This is a genomic window from Salinibacterium xinjiangense (genome assembly GCF_014645015.1).
In the GTDB taxonomy this organism is placed as follows: domain Bacteria; phylum Actinomycetota; class Actinomycetes; order Actinomycetales; family Microbacteriaceae; genus Rhodoglobus; species Rhodoglobus xinjiangensis.
In genome coordinates this window covers 180,267-205,672 of sequence record NZ_BMLC01000005.1, presented here as the reverse complement: position 1 = coordinate 205,672, position 25,406 = coordinate 180,267, and the positions used below count along the sequence as shown (strand labels likewise).

26 protein-coding genes are annotated in these 25,406 nt (G+C 64.0%); 17 read left to right on the top strand and 9 right to left on the bottom strand.

The features are described from left to right. The first annotated feature begins 10 nt into the window (after positions 1-10). The 3 genes from IEW81_RS14200 to IEW81_RS14190 all read left to right on the top strand — a co-directional run bounded on the left by IEW81_RS14200 (position 11) and on the right by IEW81_RS14190 (position 3,113). Positions 11-862 carry an undecaprenyl-diphosphate phosphatase gene (locus IEW81_RS14200; RefSeq protein WP_097060990.1) on the top strand — a complete coding sequence of 284 codons (852 nt, stop codon included), beginning with the start codon at positions 11-13 and terminating at the stop codon, positions 860-862. Positions 863-871: 9 nt separating this feature from the next. Beyond that, positions 872-2,086 carry a cysteine--1-D-myo-inosityl 2-amino-2-deoxy-alpha-D-glucopyranoside ligase gene (gene mshC / locus IEW81_RS14195; protein ID WP_097060991.1) on the top strand — a complete coding sequence of 405 codons (1,215 nt, stop codon included), beginning with the start codon at positions 872-874 and terminating at the stop codon, positions 2,084-2,086. Between the two features lie 322 nt (positions 2,087-2,408). Beyond that, positions 2,409-3,113 (top strand): hypothetical protein, encoded by a 705-nt coding sequence (locus IEW81_RS14190; protein ID WP_097060992.1) that lies wholly within the window; start codon positions 2,409-2,411, stop codon positions 3,111-3,113. Between the two features lie 398 nt (positions 3,114-3,511). On the opposite strand, the gene IEW81_RS14185 is transcribed toward IEW81_RS14190, so the two are convergent. After that, a complete protein-coding gene (locus IEW81_RS14185) occupies positions 3,512-4,459 on the bottom strand; it encodes a proteasome assembly chaperone family protein (RefSeq protein WP_097060993.1) in 948 nt (315 codons plus the stop codon). A gap of 67 nt (positions 4,460-4,526) precedes the next feature. On the opposite strand from IEW81_RS14185, the gene IEW81_RS14180 reads away from it, so the two are divergent. The 9 genes from IEW81_RS14180 (at position 4,527) to IEW81_RS14140 (ending at position 13,309) form a co-directional block, all read left to right on the top strand. Further along, complete coding sequence (locus IEW81_RS14180; RefSeq protein WP_229671423.1) at positions 4,527-5,198, top strand: HAD family hydrolase; 672 nt, start codon at positions 4,527-4,529, stop codon at positions 5,196-5,198. After that, positions 5,195-6,193 (top strand): tRNA (adenine-N1)-methyltransferase, encoded by a 999-nt coding sequence (locus tag IEW81_RS14175; protein ID WP_097060994.1) that lies wholly within the window; start codon positions 5,195-5,197, stop codon positions 6,191-6,193. Before IEW81_RS14180 ends, IEW81_RS14175 begins: the two co-directional genes overlap by 4 nt. Positions 6,194-6,243: 50 nt before the next feature. Then, complete coding sequence (locus IEW81_RS14170) at positions 6,244-7,218, top strand: FKBP-type peptidyl-prolyl cis-trans isomerase (protein ID WP_179691856.1); 975 nt, start codon at positions 6,244-6,246, stop codon at positions 7,216-7,218. Between the two features lie 9 nt (positions 7,219-7,227). Continuing rightward, on the top strand, positions 7,228-8,223 hold the full coding sequence (locus IEW81_RS14165) for a helix-turn-helix transcriptional regulator (RefSeq protein WP_097060996.1): 996 nt from the start codon (positions 7,228-7,230) through the stop codon (positions 8,221-8,223). Continuing rightward, positions 8,216-9,244 carry a helix-turn-helix transcriptional regulator gene (locus IEW81_RS14160; protein WP_097060997.1) on the top strand — a complete coding sequence of 343 codons (1,029 nt, stop codon included), beginning with the start codon at positions 8,216-8,218 and terminating at the stop codon, positions 9,242-9,244. The genes IEW81_RS14165 and IEW81_RS14160 overlap by 8 nt, the downstream gene beginning before the upstream one ends. Before the next feature lie 5 nt (positions 9,245-9,249). Continuing rightward, complete coding sequence (locus IEW81_RS14155) at positions 9,250-9,642, top strand: hypothetical protein (protein WP_143544682.1); 393 nt, start codon at positions 9,250-9,252, stop codon at positions 9,640-9,642. Positions 9,643-9,720: 78 nt separating this feature from the next. Next, complete coding sequence (gene tatA / locus IEW81_RS14150) at positions 9,721-10,011, top strand: Sec-independent protein translocase subunit TatA (protein WP_097060999.1); 291 nt, start codon at positions 9,721-9,723, stop codon at positions 10,009-10,011. A 50-nt stretch (positions 10,012-10,061) separates the two neighbouring features. Beyond that, positions 10,062-10,874, top strand: a complete 813-nt coding sequence (tatC, locus tag IEW81_RS14145) for a twin-arginine translocase subunit TatC (protein ID WP_097061000.1) — start codon at positions 10,062-10,064, stop codon at positions 10,872-10,874. Beyond that, positions 10,871-13,309, top strand: coding sequence for a DEAD/DEAH box helicase (locus IEW81_RS14140; RefSeq protein ID WP_097061001.1), 2,439 nt, complete (start codon positions 10,871-10,873; stop codon positions 13,307-13,309). The genes tatC and IEW81_RS14140 overlap by 4 nt, the downstream gene beginning before the upstream one ends. A 19-nt stretch (positions 13,310-13,328) precedes the next feature. Here IEW81_RS14140 and IEW81_RS14135 read toward each other — a convergent pair whose 3' ends face one another. From IEW81_RS14135 to IEW81_RS14120, 4 genes are read right to left on the bottom strand one after another with little or no spacing between them, the layout of a single operon-like run. Then, positions 13,329-14,801 carry a sodium/solute symporter gene (locus IEW81_RS14135; protein ID WP_097061002.1) on the bottom strand — a complete coding sequence of 491 codons (1,473 nt, stop codon included), beginning with the start codon at positions 14,799-14,801 and terminating at the stop codon, positions 13,329-13,331. Continuing rightward, a complete protein-coding gene (locus IEW81_RS14130; RefSeq protein WP_229671422.1) occupies positions 14,798-15,205 on the bottom strand; it encodes a DUF485 domain-containing protein in 408 nt (135 codons plus the stop codon). The genes IEW81_RS14135 and IEW81_RS14130 overlap by 4 nt, the downstream gene beginning before the upstream one ends. Further along, positions 15,202-15,969 (bottom strand): LytR/AlgR family response regulator transcription factor, encoded by a 768-nt coding sequence (locus IEW81_RS14125; RefSeq protein ID WP_097061003.1) that lies wholly within the window; start codon positions 15,967-15,969, stop codon positions 15,202-15,204. The genes IEW81_RS14130 and IEW81_RS14125 overlap by 4 nt, the downstream gene beginning before the upstream one ends. Further along, the gene (locus IEW81_RS14120; RefSeq protein ID WP_097061451.1) at positions 15,969-17,168 is read right to left on the bottom strand and encodes a sensor histidine kinase; all 1,200 of its coding nucleotides are present in this window, start codon (positions 17,166-17,168) and stop codon (positions 15,969-15,971) included. Before IEW81_RS14120 ends, IEW81_RS14125 begins: the two co-directional genes overlap by 1 nt. 180 nt (positions 17,169-17,348) lie before the next feature. Between IEW81_RS14120 and IEW81_RS14115 the strand changes: the two genes are divergently transcribed. From IEW81_RS14115 to IEW81_RS14100, 4 genes are all read left to right on the top strand, one after another. Next, positions 17,349-17,717: a DUF485 domain-containing protein gene (locus IEW81_RS14115; protein ID WP_097061452.1), complete on the top strand. Its 369-nt coding sequence runs from the start codon at positions 17,349-17,351 to the stop codon at positions 17,715-17,717. Further along, entirely contained in the window at positions 17,717-19,324 is a 1,608-nt protein-coding gene (locus IEW81_RS14110) for a monocarboxylic acid transporter (protein WP_097061004.1), read from the top strand. The genes IEW81_RS14115 and IEW81_RS14110 overlap by 1 nt, the downstream gene beginning before the upstream one ends. A gap of 115 nt (positions 19,325-19,439) precedes the next feature. Continuing rightward, entirely contained in the window at positions 19,440-21,020 is a 1,581-nt protein-coding gene (gene lnt / locus IEW81_RS14105) for an apolipoprotein N-acyltransferase (RefSeq protein WP_229671421.1), read from the top strand. Further along, positions 21,013-21,762, top strand: coding sequence for a polyprenol monophosphomannose synthase (locus tag IEW81_RS14100; protein ID WP_097061005.1), 750 nt, complete (start codon positions 21,013-21,015; stop codon positions 21,760-21,762). Before lnt ends, IEW81_RS14100 begins: the two co-directional genes overlap by 8 nt. A 33-nt stretch (positions 21,763-21,795) precedes the next feature. Here IEW81_RS14100 and IEW81_RS14095 read toward each other — a convergent pair whose 3' ends face one another. From IEW81_RS14095 to IEW81_RS14080, 4 genes are all read right to left on the bottom strand, one after another. Beyond that, a complete protein-coding gene (locus tag IEW81_RS14095) occupies positions 21,796-22,161 on the bottom strand; it encodes an RNA polymerase-binding protein RbpA (RefSeq protein ID WP_097061006.1) in 366 nt (121 codons plus the stop codon). A gap of 160 nt (positions 22,162-22,321) precedes the next feature. Beyond that, positions 22,322-23,089: a glycerophosphodiester phosphodiesterase family protein gene (locus IEW81_RS14090; RefSeq protein ID WP_097061007.1), complete on the bottom strand. Its 768-nt coding sequence runs from the start codon at positions 23,087-23,089 to the stop codon at positions 22,322-22,324. Positions 23,090-23,093: 4 nt separating this feature from the next. Beyond that, entirely contained in the window at positions 23,094-24,023 is a 930-nt protein-coding gene (locus IEW81_RS14085) for an SPFH domain-containing protein (protein WP_097061008.1), read from the bottom strand. 24 nt (positions 24,024-24,047) lie between these two features. Continuing rightward, complete coding sequence (locus IEW81_RS14080; protein WP_229671420.1) at positions 24,048-24,575, bottom strand: NfeD family protein; 528 nt, start codon at positions 24,573-24,575, stop codon at positions 24,048-24,050. 65 nt (positions 24,576-24,640) lie between these two features. Here IEW81_RS14080 and IEW81_RS14075 point away from each other — a divergent pair, with 65 nt between their 5' ends. Further along, on the top strand, positions 24,641-25,405 hold the full coding sequence (locus tag IEW81_RS14075; protein ID WP_097061009.1) for an SDR family oxidoreductase: 765 nt from the start codon (positions 24,641-24,643) through the stop codon (positions 25,403-25,405). The last annotated feature ends 1 nt before the right edge of the window (position 25,406 follow it).

Below are 25,406 nucleotides of genomic sequence, written 5' to 3'. Positions count from 1 at the left end.
GGAGACCCCGATGGGCTTCATTGAAGCAATCATTCTCGGACTCGTCCAGGGGCTGACGGAGTTTCTTCCCGTGTCATCGAGTGCTCACCTTCGCATCGTTGGCGAGTTCCTGCCCGGCGCGAACGACCCCGGCGCGACCTTCACGGCGATCACGCAGATCGGCACCGAGCTTGCGGTGATCCTGTATTTCCGCAACGACATCGTGCGCATCATCAGCCGCTGGTTCAGGCATTTCGGTTCGGCCGGAGGTGCACATTCCAAGGGCGTTCCCAAAAATGATCCGGATGTGCGCCTCGGATGGCTCATCATCATCGGCACACTGCCGATCGTGGTCATCGGATTCCTCGCACAGGACACCATCCGCACCGTGTTCCGCTCCCTGTGGCTCATCGCGATCGTGCTTATCGTGTTCGGCATCATCCTCGGGCTCGCCGACTATTTCGGTAAGAAGATCCGCCCGATCGAGGAGATGACATACGGGCACGGCATTGCGATCGGTCTCGCCCAGGTGCTCGCCCTGATCCCCGGGGTGTCCCGCTCGGGCGCAACCATGACCATGGGGCTCTCCCTCGGATACACGCGACCCACCGCCGCGAGGTACGGATTCCTGCTCGCCATCCCGGCGGTCTTCGGGAGCGGACTGTATGAGCTCGTCCACAGTTTCGGCGAGCCCGCCGGGGTCTACGGCTACCCGGAGACACTCGTCGCCACGGTAGTTGCCTTCATCGTCGGCTATATCGTCATCGCCTTTCTCATGCGCTACATCGAGAAGCGCTCGTTCCTGCCTTTCGTTATCTACCGACTGCTGCTGGGAACCGTGCTGCTGGTGCTGCTGTCAAACGGGATCATAAAGCCGCTCTAGGCTGGACCAGTGAAATCCTGGAGCCGGCCCGAGGTTCCGCGGTTGCCGGGTCACGGTGCCGCTCCTCGTGTCTTCGACACCTCGTCAGCGTCGATCGTCGAGTCGAACGCAGACGCTGTCGCTGGGCTATACGTGTGTGGAATAACCCCGTACGACGCCACCCACATCGGTCATGCCGCCACGTACCTGGCCTTCGACACGCTCGTCCGACTCTGGCTCGACGCCGGGCACGACGTGAGCTACGTGCAGAATGTGACGGATGTTGACGATCCGCTCCTGGAACGCGCGACAGCTAGCGACGTCGACTGGCGCGTTTTGGCGTCGCAGCAGGTCGAGCTGTTCCGAGGTGACATGCTCGCGCTCAGCGTGATCCCGCCGGATCACTATGTCGCGGTCACGGACATGGTCACGCCTGTCGCGTTGGCGGTGGTGCGGCTTCTCGATACCGGCACGGCGTACCGGCTCGGTGACGACGTGTATTTCGACAGTGCGGCGGCCGCCGCATCCTCCCCTTGGCACCTGGGCCAGGAGAGTCTGCTGAATCGCGAGATCATGCTCGAACTCGCGGCAGAGCGCGGTGGGGATCCTGAGCGCGAAGGGAAACGCGATCCTCTCGATCCGATGCTGTGGATGGGCGCGAGGCCGGGGGAGCCGTCGTGGCCGAGCGAATTGGGCGACGGCAGGCCCGGCTGGCACATCGAGTGCTCGGTCATCGCGCAGGAGTTTCTTAACGTCCCGATGACCGTCGCCGGAGGAGGGCGGGACCTTGTCTTCCCGCACCACGAGTTCACCGCCGGCCATACCGCGGCCCTCACCGGTCGCGATCACGCCCGCGCTCACGTTCACGCCGGACTCGTCGCGTATCGCGGAGAGAAAATGAGCAAGTCCCTTGGCAATCTCGTGTTCGTCTCCGCGCTCACCGCGGATGGTGTCGACCCGCGCGCGATCCGACTGGCCATTTTACGGAACCACTATCGGGGTGACTGGGAGTGGACCGACGAGGTGCTCCGCACCGCCGAGTCACAATTGGCCGCCTGGGACGTGTGGGCAGGGGCGACGGCCGACGGTGACGGCATCCTGCAGCAATTGCGGGATGCCCTCGCCAACGATCTCGACACGCCTGCCGCACTGGCCATCGTGGATGCTCGCGTCGGCAGCGGTGTCGCCCCCACCCCGGTCGATCTCGACGCGATCCACGCCCTGCTCGGTGTCGCGCTGCGCTGAGCAGCCGACCGGCCACAAAGACGCGAAACCACGGTTAGCCAGCCCTGCAGCCGCCAAGAGGGTGGCCTGGTCTTCGGCACCCGGAAGGGCCAGCCGGGTCTACATCGCCGCGGCGGCCGATAATCGCCGGTGTCCGCGCGTGCGTCGGGGCGAAACTGCTCGCCCCGCTGGAACGCCGCACAACTGGGCCATCACTACAACCCGTACATGCTCGCTCATCACCTAGAAAAATGAGGAATTATTCATCTAAGCTGGGCACGACCGACCTGAGGTCGGATTATGAATACCCGAAAACCCGGCAAACTGAACAAAGGACAATGCAATGAAGCGTCTGCTCCCCCTCGCCACCGTGCTCGCGGTCGGTCTTACCGTGGCGATCAGCACACCCGCTGCGGCCGCATCCGCCACCATCAATGTCCCCAATGATTTCGTCCCGGCACTGTCTGATACCCGCGCGAGTGGACACTACGAAGTGGTCGGCACCGCACTTCACATCTACACCGACAATGCGACCTCGACGGCTAAGGTCGCGGAGTACATAGCCTCGGGCGTGCCGCTCGCCTCCGCGGGTGAACCATCGCTCGACTACACGGCTTCGTTCGGAATTGCACCGGGATTCCAACTCGTCGTCGACTTTGACGGCGACGGCACCAACGACGGAATCCTGGTCGGCGAGACCGTCTACGGCACCGACTGGTGGGCGAGTAACGGTTCCGCACCCTTCGTCAAGCAAGCAGCGCCGTTGAAGACAGGGGGCTCGGGGAGCGCCTATCACGGCTCCCTCGAAGCTTGGAGAATGGCCTTTCCCCAGGCTATCGTCTCTGCCTTCGGCTTCTCGTTGGGCTCTGGTGTTTATGCCGATGGAAAGCTAAACGCCCTGCAATTTGCTGGAGATCGATACACCTTCTCCACGCCGGTGGTGCTGACCTCGAAATCCGATTGCAAGAACGGCGGCTGGGCAACTAGCTCGGCACCGGTATTCCGCAATCAGGGCGACTGCGTGCGCTTCTTCGCCTCCGGGCGTTGACCTCGCACAACATATGGCCCCGTTGAGCGTCGTCGAGACGTGAGAAAGACGGTTATGAGCAATCCCTGTCGAGTTGGTTTGGGGGTCAGCTTCTAAAGTCCGGCGGAGGGTGTTGAACCCCTGGTGTGAATGACGAACTCAGCACCCTCCCGACCGCGCCTGATGTATTCCACGATGCTCTGGTGCTCTGCGCTGCGGAATTATTCTTATGCGAGAACCCAGTAGATGTGGGTGACGAACTTGCGTACGACATTAAAAAACTAGCCGTCTGGCCGAATCGCGCCGGATCATGAGAGTGCGGTCTGACACCGCAGCCGATACCCCTTTTGGCGCAGGACGTCGAGCCTTACCTAGCCGCTCACACCGACTGGATCAGGTGCGCGCGGGGTGGACCGCACCTACTCCTTCGGGCGCCAGGGTTCGTCGCCCGCGGTTCCCTCACCGGGCTTGTCGCCGGGCTTATCCCCGGTGCGCCGCAGGTACCGCTCGAACTCCTGGGCTATCGCTTCGCCGCTGGCCTCAGGCGAATCGACGGTGTCCCTGGCCTGCTCCAGCTGCGCGATGTACGACGCCATGTCGTCGTCGTCACCGGCGAGCGCATCGATTCCCGTCTCCCAGGCCTGGGCTTCGGTAACGAGGTCGCCGCGCGGGATGACGACATCCACGATCTCTTCAAGCTTGTCGAGGATGGCGAGGGTCGCCTTGGGCGATGGGGCGTTGTGCACGTAGTGGGGCACTGACGCCCAGATCGACATCGTGGTGACCCCGGCCAGCTCAGCGGCGTTGCCGAGCACTGACAGGATTCCGACCGGTCCCTCGTAAGCGCTCCGCTCGATCGAAAGCTGCGACCGCACTCCCGCGTTCTCGCTGCTCGTGAAGATCGAGATGGGCCGTGAGTGCGGCACATCGGCCAGCATCGCGCCGAGGAAGACGATCGAAGAGATCTCGTTTGTCTCCACCACATCGAGGATCTCGCGCGTGAACGTCTTCCACCCACGTGACGGCTCTGTGCCGAGCAGCAGGTAGACATTGGGTCCGTTGGCTCCGCTGACCGTCAGCTCGGCATCTTCGGCAATTCCGACGGCTGGTGCACTATTGGGCCTGGTGGGACCGTAGACGGTTACTCCCGGCCACACCAGCGACCGGTTGCCTTCATCGTCGTTGGCGATGGAGGGCCGGTTGAACTGGTAGTCGAAGTAGTCCTCGGGATCCACCTCGGCGATGGGGTAGAGATCGAGCAGTTCCTTGAGCGCCCGAACGGCGCCGCTGGCGGCCTCGCCCGCATCGTTCCAGCCCTCGAACGCGACGACGAGCAGCCGTCCGCTACCGAATTGGCTGTCAGTCACAGGTTTCCTTCCTTGCCCGAATCGAGTGACCGGGCGTTCTTCAAGGATAGAACTACGATGGTGCGTTGTGACTCACTCTGCTCCTGCCGCCGTTCTCTGGGACATGGATGGCACCCTCGTCAATACCGAGCCCTACTGGATAGCCGCCGAGACCGAGCTGATCGAGGCGTTCGGCGGCTCATGGTCCCATGAGGAAGCTCTCCAGCTGATCGGCTCTGGACTGTGGCGTTCCGCCCAGATCATGCAGACCAAGGGTGTGGCCCTCACCGAGGTCGAGATCATCGACAATCTCACAGACAAGGTGATCGAACAGCTCGTGGAATTCGGGATTCCGTGGCGCCCGGGAGCCCGCGAACTGCTCATGGAACTGCGCGAAGCCCGCATCCCCACCGCTCTCGTGACGATGTCGGTCGGCAGGATGGCTCACCACGTCGCCGACCGGCTCGGATTCGTCGGCTTCGATGCCGTGGTGTCCGGGGATGACGTGACCAACAGCAAGCCGCATCCTGAGGCATACCATCGGGGGGCCGAGCTGCTCGGTGTCGACATCACGCAATGCCTGGCGATCGAGGATTCACCCCCCGGAATCGCATCGGCCTCTGCAGCGGGTGCGGTCGTCATCGGCGTGCCGTTCATGGTCGAACTCATCGATTCGCCGGCTGACGTTCTCTGGCCCACCCTCGACGGGCGCACCGTCTCAGACCTCTCGGCAGCATTTTTGATCGAAGGTGCGCGATGAGTGACGGCTTCCGTCGACAGAGCGGCCCATTTCGCGTGGGAGACCGCGTACAGCTCACCGGCCCGAAGGGCAATCTGAACACGGTCACCCTCGAGGTGGGCGGCACGTTCCACAGTCACCGTGGAGTTCTCAGCCACGATGCGATCATCGGGCAGCCGGATGCCTCCGTGGTCGAGTCCACGAATGGTGTCGAGTACCTCGCCATGAGGCCGCTGCTTACCGACTTCGTGATGTCGATGCCTCGCGGCGCCGCAATCATCTATCCCAAGGACGCGGCCCAGATCCTGGGACAGGCCGATATCTTCCCCGGTGCGACGGTGGTCGAGGCCGGGGTGGGGTCGGGTGCCCTGTCGCTGTGGCTCCTGCGGGCGATCGGCGCCACCGGCACACTGCACTCCTTCGAACGCCGCGACGAATTTGCGGATGTCGCCAGGGCGAACGTCACAGCATTCCTCGGCGCCGAGCCAACCAACTGGTCCGTCACGGTCGGAGACCTGCAGGTGGCGATGCCCGCGACGGTCGCCGACGGCAGCGTCGATCGCATCGTGCTCGACATGCTCGCCCCGTGGGAGTGCCTCGACGAGTGTGCCGACGCGCTCACCCCCGGCGGCGTGCTCATCTGCTACATCGCCACCGTCACCCAGCTGTCTCGAGTGGCCGAGGCGATTCGCGAGACCGGCGCTTTCACCGACCCCGAGCCCAGCGAGACGATGGTGCGCACCTGGCACGTCGAGGGTCTCGCCGTGCGTCCTGATCACAGGATGATCGGACACACCGGATTCCTCATGACGGCCCGTCGCCTCGCCCCGGGTGCAGTGTTGCCAGCCCTGAAGCGCCGCGCGTCGAAGTCGGATTTCAGCGATGAGGATGTCGAGGCCTGGACCCCCGGTGCACTGGGGGAGCGCACATCCAGCGCCAAGCGACTGCGCAAGACCGCCCGTGAAGCGCAGGCGGCGGCGCGGGCAGCCACAGGAACCACCCCAGCCGACCAGTAGAGTATTTTCGTAGCCGGGCGATTTCGCATGGCAAAGAAATGAGATTTCTCGTGCGCAAGCTTCCAGCCATCATCGCGGCCTCAGCACTGCTGGTCTCCCTCTCGTCGTGCGCAGCGGGCCCTGGCGGCATCGATGGTTGCGTACCGTCGATCGCTTCAGGCTCCAACGCCGCCCTCGTGACGGCTGACGGCACGTTCGGCAATGACCCGAAGGCATCGTTTCCGACGCCGCTGGTGGCCGCCGGTGCCAGCCAGATGCATGTCATCTCCGACGGCAACGGCAATGGCAAGCGCGTCGCGCCAGGGGCCACCACCGTGGTGCAGCTGACGATCTACGACGGCAAGACCGGCGACACCATCATCGCGACCAATTACGACAATGCTGGCGCGCTCTTCAGTGCCATCGACTCCACCCCCGCGTTCGGTGCCATCGGACAGTGCGCGAGGGTCGGTTCGCGAGTCGCGGCCGTCGGAACCGCGGGTGACCTCATCGGCGATGGCGCCATCCAGCAAAACAGCCTGTCGCTTGCTGCGGATGACACGGTCGCGATCGTCGTCGATGTGCAGTCTGTCTACCTCGGTAAAGCCAACGGCGCAGACCAGATCCTGAAGGCCGGATTCCCGTCAATCGTGCTCGCGCCGGACGGACGCCCTGGCTTCACCTTCCCCGACCCCAAGCCGCCCACCACGCTGGCGATCGAGACCCTGAAAGCCGGAAACGGTGCGAAAGTCGAGAAAGACGACAGGGTCGTGCTGCACTACACGGGCGTGCTCTGGGACACCAAAAAGGTCTTCGATTCCACCTGGGAACGTAACGCTCCGGCGATGCTGGTGGCAACGAGCCTGAAAGACAACCCCGGTGGCTTGGTTCCCGGATTCGCGAAAGCCCTGGTCGGCCAGCGCGTCGGATCGCAGGTCATCGCAGTGATCCCGCCGAAAGACGGATATCCGACGGGTCAGGGCCCCTCCACCGTGCCGGATGGCTCAACGATGGTGTTCGTGTTCGACATCCTCGGCATCGAATAGCCCGTTCACGTGGCCAACGTGGGTGGTGCATCCAGGATCCCGGCAGAGGAGAGACTCTTCAGCCTGGTCCTCGCGCTGCTCGCCACAGATGCCGGCCTAACCAAGACCGACATCCTCTCGACGGTGCAGGGGTATCGCCAGAAGTTCTCCCGCTCGGGAGACAACGCGAACCTGGAGCGCCAGTTCGAGCGCGACAAGGACGACATCCGCGACCTCGGGGTGCCCCTCGAGACCATCGACAGTCCCGGGCACGCCGGTGACAACCACAACCTGAGGTACCGCATCCCGCGGGGGGCGTACGAGTTGCCCACGGATATCCGTTTCTCGCCGGAAGAGACGACCCTCTTGAACCTTGCCGCGATGGTCTGGCGCGAAGGATCGTTGTCTGCCGAATCCCGGCGCGCCATCCTCAAACTGCGGTCACTCGGAGTGACGACGACCGAACCTGTCCTGGGGTACGCACCCCGGGTCCGCGTGCGTGAAGCCGCTTTCGATCCGCTCGGCACGGCGCTGGAGAGGCGCCAGGTCGTTCGCTTCGGATACCTGAAGCCCGGCGAGAGCGAAGCTCGTGTGAGAACGGTCGAGCCGCGCGCGCTGGTGCAGCACCAGGGTCGCTGGCACCTGTTCGCTACCGACCAGTCCACGTCGACGACGAAGACGTTCCTCCTGAGACGGATCGTGACCCAGGTGAGCACGCTCGCCACCACTTTTGCGCCGTCGGCACCGGGACAGGCCGACCTCGCACTCTCCGAGCTCGAGACGGTCTGGAACTCGAACTCGGCCGTCGTTCAGGTCGACGAGGGCACGGATGCCGCGACCCGCCTCGGTAAACGACGAGGAGCCACAGTTCCCGGCGCCGGAACCCTCAACCTCCACTATTCCGACCTCAACATCTTCGCTGACGAGCTCGCCGGCTATGGTCCGGAGGCTCTCGTCATCTCGCCGCCAGAGCTGCGTGACGCGGTGCGGGCGCGGCTGGAGCGAACGGCGGCAGATCATGGCTAAACGAAGTGGCGCCGCGCAGAACCCTCCGAGGCTCGCCCAGGACAAACTCGTTTTCCTGCTGTCGCTCGTGCCGTACCTGATGGATCACGACAGGGTGCGGGTGGTGGACGCTGCCCGCCACTTCGGGGTGCCGCCCGAGCAGATCCGCGAGGCTGTGCGGCTCATCGGTGTGTCGGGCATCCCGGGTGAGACTGCCACGTACCAGCACGGCGACCTCTTCGACATCGCATGGGACACCTTCGAAGAGACCGACGAGATCGTCCTGACGAACCTCGTGGCTATCGACGAGTCACCGAGATTCTCCGCCAGGGAGGCCGCAGCCCTCATCGCAGGGCTGCAGTACCTGTCATCGCTGCCCGAACACGCCGACCGCGAAGCGATTGCGACTCTCAGCTCTAAGCTCTCGAGGGGCGCGTCGTCGGCCCCGAGCCCCGTGGGCGTGGAGGCGAGCGAAACCGACAGCACCCTCGCGCTCATCCGGACCTCCGTCGAGAATGGCCTCCGCCTCGAGTTCGACTACCTGAACTCCCAGGGTCAGCGGGAGCGACGTGAGGTCGATCCGTTGAGGGTCGAATCGATCGACGCGGACTGGTACCTGCGCGGCTGGGATCATGGCCGGGAGGCCGTGCGCACCTTCAGGCTCGACCGCATGTCCACTCCGGCCATCACAGTCGAACCCATCACCCACGACCCGAGGGACGTGCCGCTGCCCGACGTGCTCTTCGAGGGTTCGGCTGATGACCTCTTCGTCACCCTCGATGTCGCTGCTTCGGCACTGCCGCTCATCGCCGACTACGTTCCGGAGGGCACTGTCAGCTCCGAACACGACGGCCTCGTGCGGACGACGGTCCGGGTATCGCACTATCACGGGCTCAAACGACTCATCGCCCGGCTGCCGGGGGTCGCGACCGTCGTCGAGCCTGCCGAGGCTCGTGCCGTCGTCCGGGAATGGGCTGCCGCGGCGGCAGCGCGATACCTCAGCCCCGACGCACCGGATCCGACGCGCCGCGAAGCGATGTGACGGCCATGTCGGAAGGAATCGCCTGGTGGGGCTGGCTGCTGATCTGGCTCGCTCTCGGGCTCGGCTCGATCGCCATGCTCACACTATTCGCGTGGCGCCTTTTCCGGGCGGGTCTCGGGCTCCTGGATGACCTCGCTGACCTGACCGACAAACTCGACATCCTCAGTGATGCCGAGCACACGTACGACCTTCCCGCCACGAATCTGGCTGTGCTCGCTGATCCACTCGACGTCAGGGCCAGGGAAGCCGGCCGGGTCGCCGCACGGCGTCAACGACGCGGTGCGAGACAGGAGCGACGGATGGCACGGGCCATCGAGATCGGCAGCGTCGACGTGGCCAGCACCGAGTGGCCAGCCGCGCTGGGCGCGCGCCGGCGACCTCCCCGCACTGGATCCTGACGCGGTTCGAGTCACGCCAACCCTTCAGCATTGCCGGTTATACTGGGAAGATTGACCGCCCCAGCATAAGGAGCACCCATGTTCGGCAATGCTTTCGGATGGCCCCACCTGCTGGTCATCCTCGCCATCGTGCTGTTGTTGTTCGGCGCACCGAAGCTTCCCGGTCTCGCGCGCAGCCTCGGCCAGTCGATGCGCATCTTCCGCAGCGAAGTCAAGACGATGAAAGACGAGAACGGCAACGATGCGCCCGCCGGGAACTCCGCGGCTGACACCTCGACTCCGGTCTCGACAGACAGCCCGACCGCCACCACTTCCACCGACACCACCACGGGCACTACTTCCACGGGCGCCACTAAGCCGAAACCCTAGCGCGGGTGGCCACCCGCCCGGGGAGGTGGCGCACCGCAAGCGACGAGCGAATGTCGCTCGGTGATCACCTTCGGGAACTTCGTAAAAGGCTAGTGATCTCGGCCGTGGCTATCGTCGTGGCCGCCATCATCGCCTTCGTAGATTGGTCAGGAGTTGCGGCACTGCTCAGGCTGCCGTTTCAGCTGTCCAGCCTCACCGATTTCGTGAAAGACGGCATGCGAGTGCCGATCACCAAGATCGCCGAAGACTATTCAGCCACCATCAGCTACACCACGGTGTCTGCCGCGTTCGATCTGCACCTGCAGATCGGGCTCACGATCGCGATCCTCATCGCCAGCCCCATCTGGTTGTTCCAGATCTTCGCGTTTCTCGTTCCCGGCCTCACCGGCCGCGAGAAGCGCTACACCTTCGGTTTCTTCTTCTCTGCCGTTCCCCTGTTCCTCGCTGGTGGTTTCACAGGCTGGCTGCTGTTCCCTCACATGGTCGAGTTGCTCGCATCCTTCACACCCCAGGAGGACGCGGTGATCCTGGATGCCCGCATCTACTACGACTTCATCCTCAAGCTCGTGCTGGCTGTCGGGGTCGGGTTCGTCTTGCCGGTGTTTCTCGTGTTGCTGAACTTCGTCGGCATCCTGAGCGCAGCAGCAATTCTCAAGGGCTGGCGGGTGGCGATCCTGGTCATCACCCTGTTCTGCGCGGTTGCGACACCGGCGGTCGACATCGTCTCGATGTTCCTGTTGGCGATCCCGATGGTGGTGCTGTACTTTGCTGCGGTGGGGGTTTCCTGGATTCACGATCGAGCGGTCGCCCGCAGGCTCGCCAGGGTGGAATCCTCGGGAAGCATGCCGGTGTCTGACCTGTGACCGACCAGATCCTGTCGCCGGCAGAGCGGTTCGCGGCGGCGAAGAAGAATCGGGATCTGCCCATCCTCCAGTCGTTTCGTGCTGCCCAACGCTTCGACCTCGACGACTACCAGATCGCGGCGTGCACTGTCGTCGAGGGCGGTAAGAGCGTGCTCGTGGCGGCCCCGACCGGGGCTGGCAAGACGATCATCGCCGAGTTCGCCATCTACCGCGCGATGCTGCAGCAGAGCGACAAGGTCTTCTACACGGCCCCGATGAAGGCGCTGAGCAACCAGAAGTTCCAGGAGTTGCAGGCCGAATACGGTGAGGATGCGGTCGGCCTCCTCACCGGTGACACCAACATCAATTCCCACGCCCGCATCGTGGTCATGACCACCGAAGTGCTGCGCAACATGCTCTACGCCAACTCGGACCTGCTGAAGAACCTGAGTTGCGTCGTGATGGATGAAGTGCACTTCCTGGCCGACAGGTTTCGCGGGGCGGTGTGGGAGGAGGTCATCATCCATCTTCCGCAGCACGTCACGATGGTGTCGCTGAGCGCCACGGTATCCAATGCCGAGGAGTTCGGTGATTGGCTGCAGGCAGTGCGGGGAGACACCGAGGTCATCGTCTCGGAAGACCGGCCGGTGCCGCTCGACCAGCACATCCTGATGCGCACCAAGCTCGTCGACCTGTTCGACAGTTCAGGGCTTGCGGCAACCCACAGGGTGAACCCTGAGCTCGCCCAGCTGGCGCGGTTCAGTGGGCGCCCGGGTGGTTCACGCCGGTCGCACGACTCGCGTCGTAACCACCCACAGGGCGGCCGGCAAGAGTCGATGCGCATGGATCGCCCAGACGTGGTGAAGCTGCTGGACAGCAAGAACCTGCTGCCCGCGATCTTCTTCATCTTCTCCAGGGTCGGGTGCGACCAGGCCGTAAGCAAGGTGCTTCGTGCCGGAATCAGTGTGACTACCATCGAGGAGCGCAACGAGATCCGCGCGATCGTGGAGGAACGCTGCCGCACACTGCTCGACGAAGACCTCGCGGTGCTCGGCTATTGGGAGTGGCTGAGCGGTCTCGAGCGCGGCGTCGCGGCCCATCACGCTGGCCTGCTGCCCGCCTTCAAGGAGGTAGTCGAAGAGCTCTTCCAGAAGAAACTGGTCAAGGTCGTCTTCGCCACCGAGACACTAGCCCTGGGTATCAACATGCCGGCGCGAACCGTGGTGCTCGAAAAGCTGGAGAAGTTCAACGGTGAGGCACGCGTTCCGATCACGCCGGGGGAGTACACCCAGCTGACGGGCAGGGCCGGTCGACGGGGCATCGACGTCGAGGGGCACTCGGTCATCCAGTGGGTTGACGGGCTCGACCCCCAGGCCGTGGCATCCCTCGCATCGAGACGCACTTACCCGCTCAATTCCAGCTTCAAGCCCACCTACAACATGGCCGTGAACCTGATCGACAAGTTCGGACGGGACCGGACCCGGGAGATCCTGGAGTCGAGTTTCGCGCAGTTCCAGGCTGACCGCGCCGTCGTCGAACTCGCGCGCAAGGTACGTTCGCAGGAGCAGTCGCTCGACGGCTATTCCTCGTCGATGAGCTGCCATCTGGGCGACTTCGCCGAGTACTCGGGAATCCGACGGGAACTGAGCGACCTGGAACGTAAAGGCCAGTCACGCGCAGACACGTCGAGCCGAGCCGAGCGGGATCGTCGCCAGCGACAGCTCACTGACCTTCGACGACGGATGAAGCAGCACCCGTGCCACGCCTGCCCTGAGCGGGAGCAGCATGCGCGGTGGGCCGAGCGCTGGTGGAAGCTCAAGCGGGAGACTGAGCAGCTGAGCACCCAGATCCGCGGCCGCACCGGAGCCGTCGCAAAGGTCTTCGACAGGGTGACGGTCGTGCTGTCGCAACTCGGCTACCTTTCGACAACCAAGTCGGGTGAGCTCTCGCTCAATGCGAATGGCAGGATGCTGCGGCGCATCTACGGCGAGCGTGACCTGCTCATCACCGAGTCCCTGCGCCGCGGTTTCTGGGACGAACTCGACCCCGCATCCCTTGCGGCAATGGCGACGACGCTGGTGTACGAGCCGCGTCGTGAAGAGGGGCAGCTGGGCGACAGGCACCTTCCGCGCGGACGGTTCCGCGAGGCGTTCGATCTCACGGGAAACCTGTGGAGCGAGCTCGACGACCTGGAGCGGCTCAACAAGCTTCCAGGAAGCCAGCCCCTGGCGGCGGGACTCGCCCTCGCGATGTATCGCTGGGCCAGTGGCACCAGCCTGGATGCGGTATTGAGGGAAGCCGATATGGCGGCCGGTGACTTCGTGCGGGTGACCAAGCAGGTCATCGACCTTCTCGACCAGCTCTCCGTGGTCGCCAATGGCGAGGTGGGCCGAACTGCGCGAACCGCGCTCGACTCGATCCGCCGGGGAATCGTCGCCTACAGTTCGGTCGCCTGAGCAGCGGCACCCGGCGCCCCTATGGGGCAGGGATTGTGGGCCGCTCTGGCACGTGCAGTCGGCGCATGAACCGGTCAGTCCCTCGCGGGATGTGACGGTAGTCGGCCAGCGACACACCGACCATCACCGCCGCGGCGAGCGGTACTGTCCACGCTGCGGGCTGTGCGAGCACCGACGAGATAACGCCGGAGCCAGGACCGATCGTGGCACCGGCAACGATAGCGAGGCCGCAGGCTGAGCCGCCCGTCACCATCCCGGCCACGGCACCACGGGCCGTCAATCCGCGCCACCAGATTCCCAGGACGAGAACCGGACAGAGAGTCGATGCGGTGAAGGCGAACACCAACCCGACGCTTCCCGCAAGTCCGCCGGGGGAGGCCAGCAACGAGACAGCGAGGGGCACGACGATCGACAGTGCTGCCGCAATCCTGAAGCCTCTCACGCTGCCGCCAAAGGCCTCCTGGCTGATGACCCCCGCCAGTGACACCACGAGACCGGTCGAGGTCGAGAGAAAGGCACCGAACGCTCCGGCGATGACGAGCGCCGTCATTGCGTCTCCGAGAGGGCCCGGGATGAGCCGGCCGGGCAGCAACAGCACGAGGGCATCCGCTGCGGCGGGCTCCGCAAGATCTGGTGCGAGGGCTCGACCGAGCAACCCGATGATCGTCGGGAAGACGTAGAACACACTCAGCAGGGCCAGCACGATGAGAGTCGTGTTTCGCGCGGCCACGCCATCCGGATTCGTATAGAACCTCACGAGAACGTGAGGAAGCCCGAGGGTCCCCAGCAGCAGCGCCACCAGGAGGGAGACCGTGCGGTAGGTGTCAGGAGTACTCGGGGCGAGTTCTATCGGAAAAGCAAGCATGGGGTCGAGGGAAGGAACGTCTGAGATCACCAGGAGCATGAACACCACGGGGACGGCGATCGCGGTGAGCTTCAACCAGAACTGGAAGGCCTGCACGAAAGTGATCGACCGCATGCCCCCGGCCGCCACCACCACGCCGACGATCACCGCGACGGCAACGGCTCCGATCCACGCCGGGAGGCCGGTGGTGATGCGCACGGTGAGGGCGGCTCCCTGCAGCTGGGGCACGATGTACAACCAGCCGATGACGATGACCAGGATGCTGGTGATGCGTCGCACGGCCGTCGATTCGAGCCTGGCCTGGGTGAAATCGGGGATCGTGTATGCGCCGGAACGCCGCAACGGGGCGGCGACGAACAGCAGCAGCATGAGGTACCCGGCCGTGTAGCCGATCGGAAACCACAGCGCATCCGATCCCTGCAACAGGATCAGCCCGGCGATACCGAGGAAGCTCGCCGCTGACAGGTACTCCCCTCCGATCGCCGAGGCGTTCCACCACGGTTTCACGGTTCTCGAGGCCACGTAGAAGTCACTTGTCGTGCGCGAGAACCGGAGCCCGAAGAATCCGATGAGTGCGGTGGCTGCGGTCACCAGGGCGATCGCGATGTACCCGAGAACAGGATTCATGTCGGATCGCCGTCAGACTCGCGCCGAGCGCTGCCGCTCAACGCCAGGTATCCGGCCTCATTGCGCCTTGCGGCCCTGACATAAATCACGGCGATTCCGATGACCAGTGGGTAACCGCCGAACCCGAGCATCAGCCACGACACCGGCACCCCCAGCACCAGCAGCGAGCCAAGGTCGGGCATGAGCACGAATGACGCGGCAAAACCAAGCAGCAGCACGGCGAAACCGGCCGCACACGCGACGGCCAGTCTCAGCTGTGATCGCACCAGCGAGCGGACGTAGACGGTGCCGATGTCGATGTCGATGTCGATCGGACCCTCTCTCGCCTCGGCACGGCTGGTTGTCGCCTCGGGAGCCGTCACCCTCTCACGAGGCCGCACGGGCTGCTGTTCCGGGCCGATCATGACCGTCGCCTGATCCGGTTCGACTCCACCATGTCCCGCACTGACGCGACGAGCCTGCGGCTCACCGGCAACTCTGCGCCTGCGATCGTGACGCTCGGATGTCCGGTGCCCAGCTTCAGCCTCTCGATCCTGGCGAGGTCCACGAGATAGGAGCGATGGATGCGCAGGAAACCTGCGTCGGCCCACTGGCGTTCGAGGTCTGAGATCGGGATTCGGACGAGATGGCTGGAGTCGTCAGTGAACAACCTCGCGTAGTCGCCCTGGGCCTGCACGTAGTGCACATCCTCACGCCTGATCATGCGGGTGGTCGACCCCACCGTGACCGCGATGAGGCCCTCCCGTGCCGGAACGACCGCGGGCATCCTGGATTCGAGACCGTCGATGACGCGGCTGATGCACCGCACCACCCGTTCGGCCCGCACCGGCTTCAGCAGGTAGTCGATCGCCTCGAGGTCGAAGGCCTCGATCGCACCATCCTCGTCGGCGGTGACGAAGACTATGGCGGGCCGTCGGTCGAAACGAGCGATCGCGCGCGCCAGGTCGAATCCCGAAAGGCCGGGCATATGGATGTCGAGGAACGCCACATCCACACTCGTCGTGGCGAGCTGCCGGATCGCGTCCGAACCAGATGACGCCCTGTAGATGGTGCCGACCCTGCGGTCATCGCGCAACATCCTCGCCAGTTCGTCGACAGCGGGCAGCTCATCGTCAGCGACGAGCACCGTGAGGCCAGGCTGTTCGGCATCCCCTGTGTATGCGTGCATCAGCGCCCCTGATCCTGGCCCGCGAGATGATCCGGTTGGGATTTCGGCACCCGCATCGTCACGAGGGTACCGGCATCGAGGTTGGTCTCCACGACGAGGCCGTGCGCGTTGCCATATACCTGGCGCAACCGGGAATCCACATTCCTCAGCCCGATATGACCGGTGCTCGGCCTCCCCGCGAGCACATCACGCAGAACCTCAGGATCGATGCCGACACCGTCGTCTTCGACGGTTATCTGCGCGTACGACCCCGAATCCTCGGCGGTGATCGTGATGTGCCCACCGCCCTCCTTGGATTCCAGACCGTGACGGACGGCATTCTCGACCAGCGGCTGCACACTGAGGAACGGAATCACGGTGCCCAGTACCTCTGGGGCGATCTGGAGGGTCACAGAGATCCTGTCACCGAACCGTGCGCGCTCCAGCTTCAAATAGGAGTCGACGCTGCCCAATTCTTCGGCAATGGTTGTGAAGTCGCCATCACGACGGAAGGAGTACCTGGTGAAATCCGCGAACTCGAGCACGAGATCTCGTGCCTTCGGGGGATCGGTGGTGATGAACGACGCGATCGCATTGAGGGCGTTGTAGATGAAGTGCGGACTGATCTGAGCCCTGAGCGCCCGAACCTCTGCCTCGGCCAATGCAGCGCGCGAGGCATCCAGGTCGGCAAGTTCGAGTTGTGCTGCAACCCAATCCGCCACCTCGTCGGTCGCCCTCACGAGGCCGGGGCGAACGGTTCGGGAGAACGCGACGATGGCACCGATCGAACGACCCCTGATCATGATCGGTGCAGCCACGCCATCCCGTTCGCCGTGCTCGAGCTGGACCACGGCGCGCGATAACTCCACCCGCCCGCTCTGCCGTGCGGCCTGGGCGAGTCGTTCCGCCGATGCCCGCACACGATCCGATCCGCCGTCGACGGCGATGGCTCCGCGCTCGTCGACGATCACCAGCACCTCGCAGTTCAACAAAACACGGAGATATCGAGCCGCCCTCGCCGGATCTCCGGCGAGAAGGCCGCCACGTAGATGGGTCGCGGCGCGCGAGGCGAGGTTGAGCGTCTCGAAGGTGGCGCGTTCGGCGTCGGTGCCGAGTTCCCGCGACCCTCGCGCATATCTCCTCGCCAGGGCGTAGATCACCGAGACACCGAGCCCCGCCACGGTTCCCACGGCCAGGGCGATCAACACCGACCACGTCATGCTGCCCACGATAGGCCATCGTTCATCGAACTCTTCTCGCCGTTCGCCGCACTATCGCCGCCGCTGGTCGATGACGAATGGCAGAGTGGCCACGGGACAGGTGACGTAAGTCATAGTGGAATGAACCGCACCACGGAACCGTCGACGTTGTCGTCGACGCCGAACCACCTGGGAGACACCATGGGCAATGAAGCCCCGATCGCTGAGGATGCGGCCCCCGTCGCCGACTTTGCGGCGCTGAGAGAGTCCGAGAAATTCCGCACACTGAAACGACGGCACCGGAGCTTCGTGTTTCCGGTCGTCATCGCCTGCTTGCTCTGGTACGTGGCCTACGTACTGCTCGCCGCATATGCCCACGACTTCATGTCGACTCGGGTATTCGGAAGCGTGAATATCGGGCTCCTGCTGGGTCTGGCCCAGATCGCCACGACCTTCATCGTGACGACGTGGTACGTCTCGTACGCGAATAAGCACCTCGATCCCATTGCCACGGAGATCCGCGACAGCGTGGAAATTCCCGAGGCGCTAACTGACAAGGCGGGCCGCTAATGCTTTACATGGAAGCCGCGTCGAGCGCGCCAGGCAATCCGATCCTGAACATCGGGATCTTCCTCGGGTTCGTTGCGATCACGATGATCATCGTCTTCAGGGCAAGCAAGAACAACAACACGGCCGCCGACTACTACGCGGCAGGCCGATCATTCACGGGACCTCAGAACGGTGCTGCTATCGCGGGAGACTACCTGTCTGCCGCATCCTTCCTCGGGATAGTCGGGGCCATCGCCATCCAGGGCTATGACGGCTTCCTGTACTCGATTGGATTCCTTGTCGCGTGGCTGGTCGCCCTGCTGCTGGTGGCTGAGCTCCTGCGCAACACCGGTAAATTCACGATGGCGGATGTGCTCTCATTCAGGCTGAAGCAGCGCCCCGTGCGTATCGCGGCGGCCACGACGACGCTTGTGGTGTGTTTCTTCTACCTGCTGGCCCAGATGGCCGGCGCTGGCGGACTCGTCTCCCTGTTGCTGGGAATCGACGACAAGCTCGGACAGTCGATCGTCATCACCGTCGTCGGTGGTCTGATGATCCTCTATGTGCTCATCGGTGGCATGAAGGGCACGACCTGGGTGCAGATCATCAAGGCAGTGCTGCTCATCAGCGGCGCGGCAGTGATGACGGTCTGGGTGCTCGCACTCCACGGCTTCAACCTGTCGGCTTTGCTCGATCACGCGGTGGCTACTGCCAACAACCCGGCGATCCTCGACCCGGGCCTGAAATATGGGGTCAGCGATGCAAGTCGCCTCGACTTCCTGTCACTCGGCCTTGCGCTCGTGCTCGGAACCGCAGCCCTGCCTCACGTGCTGATGCGCTTCTACACGGTGCCGACGGCGAAGGAGGCCCGACGGAGTGTGGTGTGGGCGATTTGGCTCATCGGAATCTTCTACATCTTCACCCTCGTGCTGGGTTACGGCGCCGCAGCACTGATCGGAGCGGAAGCCATCGCGGCAGCACCCGGTGGCGCGAACTCTGCGGCTCCACTGCTCGCGTTCGAACTCGGCGGGCCGCTGTTGCTCGGCCTGATCTCCGCTGTGGCGTTCGCCACGATCCTTGCGGTGGTTGCGGGTCTGACCATCACGGCCGCGGCATCCTTCGCTCACGATATCTACGCGAGCGTCATCAAAAAGGGCAAGGCTCGGCCAGAAGACGAGGTCAAGGTCGCCCGTCGTACCGTGGTCGTCATCGGCATCGTGGCCATCGTGGGTGGCATCGGGGCAAACGGGCAGAACATCGCCTTCCTCGTGGCACTGGCCTTCGCTGTCGCGGCATCGGCCAACCTGCCGACGATCCTGTACTCACTGTTCTGGAAGCGCTTCACCACCAGGGGCGCGGTCTGGAGCATGTACGGCGGGCTCATCTCGGCGATCGTGCTCATCGCATTCTCCCCGGTTGTGTCTGGCAGCCCGACGTCGATGATCCCCGGGGCTAACTTCGCGCTCTTCCCGCTCTCCAACCCCGGGCTGGTCTCGATTCCCCTCGCGTTCTTCCTCGGGTGGATCGTGACGGTGCTCGACAAAGGCGTCGAGAGCCCGGAGAAGCAGGCCGAGATGGAGGTCCGATCCCTCACGGGAATCGGCGCAGAGAAGGCGACCAAGCACTAGGCCTGCTGCAAAGAATTTCGGTGCGGTCGGATGCCAGGTCCGACCGCACCGAAGTATGTGCGGGGCCAGACCGCCCTCACAGCTAGCGGGGTCCCGAAGCAAATAAGCTCTATCCGTGAGCATCAACCTGACGACGCGACCCGTCGTCGGACTCTTCACCTTCTCTGGACTGCGGCCGGCCCCGCAGACCCACGCCGCACTTCCAATGTGGGCCGCACTGGTCGTGGCGGTGGCATCAGGACCTGTGATGGATGCCGGCTTCCCTGACAAGGGATTGTGGCCACTCACCTTCGTCGGCGTCGGTCTCGTGTTGCTCTGTCTGATCGGACGCCGCAATGCGAGTGCCCTGCTGGTTGCATTCGTCGCGAGCCTCTCGTTCTACCTCACCCAGATCTCCTGGGCTTCGCTGTTTCTCGGGTTGCTGCCGATGGTTGCCCTCTCGGTGCTCGAATCTCTCTTTGCCGCCCTCGGCGGGCTTGCGATCACCCTGGCCTATCGCTGGATGCCACGCGCCTTCCCCGGCGTCCTGGCGAGGATTGCGCTGCTGCCGATCGCGATCGCGGGCCTGTGGACTGCGCGGGAGGCCTGGGCCGCGGTGTGGCCGTATGGCGGATTCTCATGGGGGAGAGCCGCGATGTCCCAGGCCGATAGCCCGTTCTCGCCGCTGTTCGGCTGGCTGGGAATGTCTGGCGTCAGTTTCGTGATGGTGCTTCTCGTCGCTGTGACAGTGGAGTGTGTCCGCGTGCTGGGCGCACCGCGATTGGCCAGGGCGGCCGTGCCTGTGGGCCTCGCCGCTGTACTGCTGGCGATTCCCGCCGTGCAGGTTCCTACGGAGGGCTCCCTGCGGGTTGCCGCCGTGCAGGGTGCTGGCAAAGCAGGCTATTTCGATGGTTCGACCGCCAACGAGCTCTTGCAAGCCCAACTCGATGCGACCGTTCCGTTGTTCGGTGAGCCAGTCGATGTCGTGCTGTGGCCGGAGGGCACCACCTACGCCGATCCCCTCACCGACGACTACACAGGCCAAGTGTTCGACTTCGTTTCAGAGAAGATGGATGCACCGCTGATCGCCCAGGGCATCACCACCAGCGATGACAGGTTCTACAACACCGTCATGCTCTGGAAGTCGGGGGAGGGCGCCCTCGACCTCTACAACAAGAAGCATCCCGTTCCCTTTGGTGAGTACGTTCCCGACCGCGCGTTCTGGCGGCCTTTCGCACCCGATCTGATCGACCTCATCGGGCGCGACTACACGCCCGGAACGACCGACATGGTCATGGACGTGAATGGCGTGACAGTCGGGGTGAATATCTGCTTCGACATCGTCGACGACCAGCTTCTGACCGACTCCGTCGAAGAGGGCGCCCAGGTCATCTTCGCCTCGTCGAACAACGCCGACTTCGGCATGACCGACGAGAGCGCGCAGCAACTCGCCATCGCGCGGATCCGGGCCATGGAACTGGGCCGCAGCGTCGTCAACATCTCGACTGTTGGACTGAGCGCCGTCATCGCCCCCGATGGGTCGATCGTTCAGCAGCTGCCCTGGTACGAGCCCGGCTCAATGATCCAGGACGTCCGGCTCAGCACCGCTGTGACCCCCGCTGTGACTTTTGGTCGCGAACTCGAGTGGTTCGTCTCAGCCCTCGGCCTGGCGAGTATCGTCATCGCCGGCTTCACCGTCAGGAGACGACGTGCCTAAGACCCTCATCATCGTGCCCACCTTCAACGAAATCAATGGCCTCGAGCGCATCGTGACCCGAATCCGCGCGGCGATCCCCGCGGCCGACCTGCTCGTCGTGGACGACTCCAGCCCTGATGGCACGGGCGAGCTTGCCGATCGCCTGGCCGCGACCGACCGAAGCATGCGCGTTCTTCATCGAAAAGAAAAGAACGGCCTCGGCCAGGCGTACCTGGCTGGTTTCGAGCTGGCGCTGAGCGAGGGCTACGAATTCGTTGTCGAGATGGATGCCGACGGGTCACACGATCCGCAGTCCCTACCGGCCATGCTCGCGCTGGCCGAAGACGGAGCCGATCTCGTGATCGGGTCGCGCTGGGTGGACGGCGGCTCGGTGGTGAACTGGCCTGCGCTTCGCAAGGCAATATCGCGCACGGGCAACTGGTATTCAGGCGTGATGCTGAGGTCGAACATCCGGGACATCACCGCCGGCTTCAGGGTATTCAGGGCCGACGCCCTGAGAGATCTTGACCTGCACGCGATCTCGTCACAGGGGTACTGCTTTCAGGTGGAGATGGCCTGGCGGCTTGAACGAACCGGGCACCGGGTAGCGGAGCACCCCATTACCTTCATCGAGAGGGAAACGGGGCAATCCAAAATGCATGCCGGGATTGTCGTGGAAGCCTTGCTCAGGGTCACCGCATGGGGGATTGAGGCGACCCTGAGACACCGGAAAAGCGCCCTAGCAGCGCGCCGCTCAGGTTGACCAGCAAGTAGTGGCCAGCCCTATCGACAGTGGCTAGGCGCCGATCTTTTGCTGGCCCTTGCGGGAGCGAAGATAGTCGAGGCGTTCCTGCAATAGTTCTTCGAGCTCGGCGCGGGTGCGGCGCTCAAGCAGCATGTCCCAATGGCTACGGGGGATCTTCACGTCGGTCTCGTCGAGCACGACAGGCTCGCCATTGGCCGCCAGAAGCACTCCCTCGAGACCTGACTTCGGCGACTCCCACTGCTGAGGCACCTCGGCATCGGCAGAGAAGATCACTTCGAATGTGCTGCCGTCAGCAGCCCGGTAGACGCTCTTCTTTCGCGGGGAAAATTCGACACCCTCTTCGCTCTGTAGGCTCTGAGTGCCGAGTCTCATTCCGCGCAAACTACGGTCCGCCATGATGTGACCTCCTTCTCATGTCGTGGTCATCAATAGGTATAAACCCACAAGCTGGGCGTATCCTTCCAAGCGCGCGCCACTTCCCAGTTGGTTCACAGCAAACAACCGCGAGCAGGATGCCCCGGCCGAGCTTCCTGAGTTCAGTTCAGTTCAGTTCAGGTCAGTTCAGCTCTGCGACTACCGCGAGTGCCAGGTCGGCACGGTCGGTGATAATGCCGTCCACCCCGAGCGCGAGCAGTTCCCTCATGCGTGCCGGGTCGTTGATCGTCCAGACGTGTACCTCCACACCCGCAGCATGAAACGCTCGAATCATCGCAGGACGCGTCACAGCCATCCCGGCCGCTTTCTCCGGCACCTGCACGGCAACCAAGCCCCGCAGTGCCCATCTCACCAGGGGAACGACGCCGAACCTTGCCGCGAGCAGGGCAGGAAGCAGGCGTGCGGCCGATGCCGAGGAGGCCACCCCCGGCAGCCCATGAGTGACTGCAGAACGACGGCGTTCGTTGAACGACGTGACGAGAACGCGATGCGAGGCGTCGAACTTTTGGACGGTCGCGATTGTCGGATTTACTGCCGGGGCAGATTTCACATCGATGTTGAATCGCGTATCGGGAAAGCTGTCGAGAGCCTGCGCGAGAGTGCAGAAATATTGCCCGTGTCCCAGATCAATTTTTCCCAGTTCGGCCGCGGTGAGCTGGTCGACCCGCACGTTCCTGCGGGCAACACGCGACAGGTCCGCATCGTGCGCGATGATCGCAACACCGTCAGCGCTGGTGTGCACGTCGGTCTCGATGTAGCTCGCACCGGCTGCGATTGCCCTCGCAAAGGCGAGAAGGGTGTTCTCCGGCGCATCCACCGCCAGCCCCCGGTGCGCGAACACGCGGGGGGCGGCGGGAGAGAGGAAGTCGGAAGGGATGTTCCCGGGCATCCGCCTACGGGGTGGGGGGAGTGGGGCCACGGCCGGCTGCCGTGCCGAGGAACCCGGCGCTGATGCCCTTGAGTGCTTCAGTGAGTTCCGACGGGATGATCCACATCTTGTTCGAGTCGCCCTCGGCCAGTTTCGGGAGGGTCTGAAGGTATTGGTAGGCCAGCAGGTCTGCAGTCGGGTCACCAGCGTGGATCGCGCCGAAGACCGTGGCGATCGCCTCGCCGTCGCCCTTCGCACGCAAAACGGCGGCCTGGGCATAACCCTCTGCCTCGAGGATGCTCGCCTGGCGCGACCCTTCAGCCTGCAGGATCGCGGCCTGCTTGGTTCCCTCCGCGGTGAGGATCTGCGCACGACGGTCCCGCTCGGCGCGCATCTGCTTCTCCATGGAGTCCTGGATGGAGATGGGCGGATCGATGGCCTTGAGCTCGACACGACCGACGCGGATTCCCCACTTACCCGTCGACTCGTCGAGCACGACCCGGAGCTGGCCATTGATGTTGTCTCGCGAGGTCAGGGCTTCCTCAAGGTTCAGGCCACCGACGACGTTACGCAGGGTCGTCGTGGTCAGCTGCTCGACGGCGCCGAGATAGTTGGCGATCTCGTAGGTGGCGGCGCGGGCATCCGTCACCTGGAAGAACACGACGGTGTCGATAGAGACAACGAGGTTGTCTTCGGTGATCACCGGCTGTGGGGGGAATGACACGACCTGCTCGCGCATGTCGATGAGCGGGCGCACCCGGTCGATGAACGGCACGAGGATGTTCAGGCCCGGTGCGAGCGTCTTGTGGTACTTACCGAGACGTTCGACGACGCCCGCGCTGGCCTGGGGGATGATCCGAATAGAGCGGAACAGGATGACCAGCACAAAGATCACCACAATGGCGAGCAGGACGACCACGAAGATCTGGCCGAGGAAAGCTCCTGGGTCGAGCATGAGATTGCGCCTTTCGTCAGTGGATCAGGGGGCAGTGGGCACAGGAGGGGGAGTAGGCGTAGGACGGGTCTCAACCTCGACGATCGATCCGTGCACGGCACGCACTGAAACGCGATCACCCTCTCGCAGAATCAGGCCGAGGGCCGCACGCGACGTCCAGGTTTCTCCGTTATCGAGCTTGACCATGCCGTCACCGTCGACGAAATCACGCGTGACGCGGGCAGCCATCCCGTAGAGGGCATCGAGGTTGCTCGGGGTGAGGTCGGCTCCCTTATGCAGGGTTTTCAGCAGCAGTGGCCTGATCAAGAACAGGAGGAGAGCCGATAGGACCGCCGCTGCGCCGATCTGGGCCCACCACTCGAGCCCGAGCAGGTTCGCACCGAGGCCGCCGATCAGGCTGCCGGCGGCCAGCATCAGGAAGGTGAACTCAAGAGTCAGCAGCTCGACGACCACGAAGAGCACGACGATCGACAGCCACATGATCCAGAGGTACTGCGTCAGGTCAGCGAACATCTGGCGGCGCTCCCCGGTTCGTTGCTTCGTTGCTGCCATGCGGCTGGTTCGACGGTACCACCCCGCTGTGACACCACGAGGTGCTGCGGCGATAAAGTCGTAGCGTGAATAATCCACTGGCTCCTGGTTCCCTGTCCGGCTCGCGTGTCCTGGTGACGGGCTCCTCTCGAGGGATCGGTGCCGACACCGTCAGCTACTTCGCCGAGGCAGGAGCGCGGGTCGTCATCAACTTCCGTAATAAGGAGGCGAGGGCCCTCAAGCTCGTGGCCCGGCTGCAGGACGGCGGAGCGGAAGCGATCGCCATCGGAGCCGATCTGACCGATCCGCAATCTGTCGGCTCGATGGTCGAACAGATAGGAGCGGCCTACGGCGAGCTCGACATTCTCGTGCTCAACGCATCGGGCGGCATGGAGAGCGGCATGTCCGAGGACTACGCGATGAAGCTCAATCGCGATGCCCAGGTCGACTTCCTGGCGGCGATGATGCCGCTGCTGCACCGCGGTTCGCGCATCGTCTTCGTCACCAGCCACCAGGCGCACTTCATCAAGACCGTCGAGACGATGCCCGAGTACCTGCCCGTTGCGCTCAGCAAGCGAGCCGGTGAGGATGCGCTTCGCGACCTGATCCCGATGCTCGACGACGCTGGGATCGAATTCGTGGTCGTCTCTGGCGACATGATCGAGGGCACCATAACGGCGACCCTGCTGCAGCGTGCAAACCCCGGAGCCATCGAGGCCCGCAAGGAGGCGGCCGGTCGCCTCTACAACGTCAGCGAGTTCGCGGCGGAGGTAGTGGCGGCGGCGGTCGAACCGGTGCCAGGCAACCACACCCGCTATGTCGGAGACGTTTCAGACTTCCAGGGGGCCTGAC